At 69.0% G+C, this 1,379-nt stretch carries 2 protein-coding genes; both read left to right on the top strand.

Translation table 11 applies throughout. The features are described 5' to 3' along the window. Window positions 1-468 (top strand): NADH-ubiquinone oxidoreductase-F iron-sulfur binding region domain-containing protein (locus HUK84_RS18405; protein ID WP_281362860.1); only part of this gene is annotated, 468 nt, incomplete at its 5' end. Between the two features lie 11 nt (window positions 469-479). Further along, window positions 480-1,379: 2Fe-2S iron-sulfur cluster-binding protein (locus HUK84_RS18400; RefSeq protein WP_218064459.1), on the top strand; the 900-nt coding region annotated here is incomplete at its 3' end.

Here is a 1,379-nt window from a genome sequence, read left to right as displayed (position 1 = left end):
ATGCGCGACGGCTACCGGCTGCGCGCCTTCCTGCCCGGCGGCGCCTCCACCGCCTTCCTCGACGCGGCATCGCTCGACATCGCCCTCGATTACGCCACGGTGGAAAAGGCCGGCAGCCGGCTCGGCACCGGACTGGCCATCCTGCTGGACGACCGCGCCTGCCCCGTGGGCATGCTGCGCAATCTCGAACATTTCTTCGCCCAGGAATCCTGCGGCTGGTGCACGCCCTGCCGCGACGGCCTGCCCTGGGTCGAACGGCTGCTCGCCGCGATCGAAGAGGGCACGGGACAACCGCGCGACCTCGACCTTCTGGCCGACCATGTCCGGCTGATCGGCCCGCCGGGCCGTACCTTCTGCCCCCACGCCCCGGGCGCGATGGCGCCGCTGGCCAGCGGGCTCGACCTGTTCCGCGACGAATTCCTCGACCATCTGCGGCAGCATGGCTGCCCGCGCCGCATGGCGGCATAGGGGGGCAGGCCATGGCTACGACCCATATCGCCACAATCCATATCGATGGACGCCCCTATCCCGCCCGCACGGACGAAAACCTGCTGCAGGCATGCCTCGAAAACGGGTTCGACCTGCCCTATTTCTGCTGGCACCCCGACCTGGGCTCGGTGGGGGCGTGCCGGCAATGCGCGGTGCGCCAATATGCCGGCCCCGACGACCGGCGCGGCCGCATCGTCATGGCCTGCATGACGGCCGTGACCGACGGCGCCATCCTGTCGATCGCCGATGACGAGGCCCGGCAGTTCCGCGCCGGCATCATCGAATGGCTGATGACCAACCACCCCCATGACTGCCCGGTCTGCGCCGAGGGCGGCGAATGCCACCTCCAGGACATGACGGTCATGACCGGCCACGCCGTCCGGCGCTACCGCTTCGACAAGCGCACCCATCGCAACCAGGACCTGGGGCCCTTCGTCCGGCACGAGATGAATCGCTGCATCGCCTGCTATCGCTGCGTGCGCTTCTATCGCGACTATGCCGGCGGCACCGACCTCGCGGCCTTCGGCATGCATAACGACGTCTATTTCGGCCGCCAGGCCGACGGCGCGCTCGAAAGCGGCTTCGCCGGCAACCTGGTCGAAATCTGCCCGACCGGCGTCTTCACCGACAAACCCTTCACCCGGGTCTATGCCCGCAAATGGAACATGGACGGCGCGCCGTCGGTCTGCACCCATTGCGCGGTCGGCTGCAACATCATCGTCAATGCCCGCCAGGGCACGGTGCGGCGGGTGATGAATCGCTACCACGCGGCGGTCAACCGCTATTTCCTGTGCGATCGCGGGCGCTTCGGGCACGGCTTCGCCTCCGCGCCGACCCGCCTGGCCGTGCCGACCTGCCGGGTCGACGGGCAGCAGACGGTGGTGCCGGTG

It is taken from the genome of Nguyenibacter vanlangensis, from assembly GCF_013376155.1.
Lineage (GTDB): Bacteria > Pseudomonadota > Alphaproteobacteria > Acetobacterales > Acetobacteraceae > Gluconacetobacter > Gluconacetobacter vanlangensis.
Note: the sequence above shows the minus strand (reverse complement) of the source record. Positions and strands in the feature narration are given on the sequence as shown.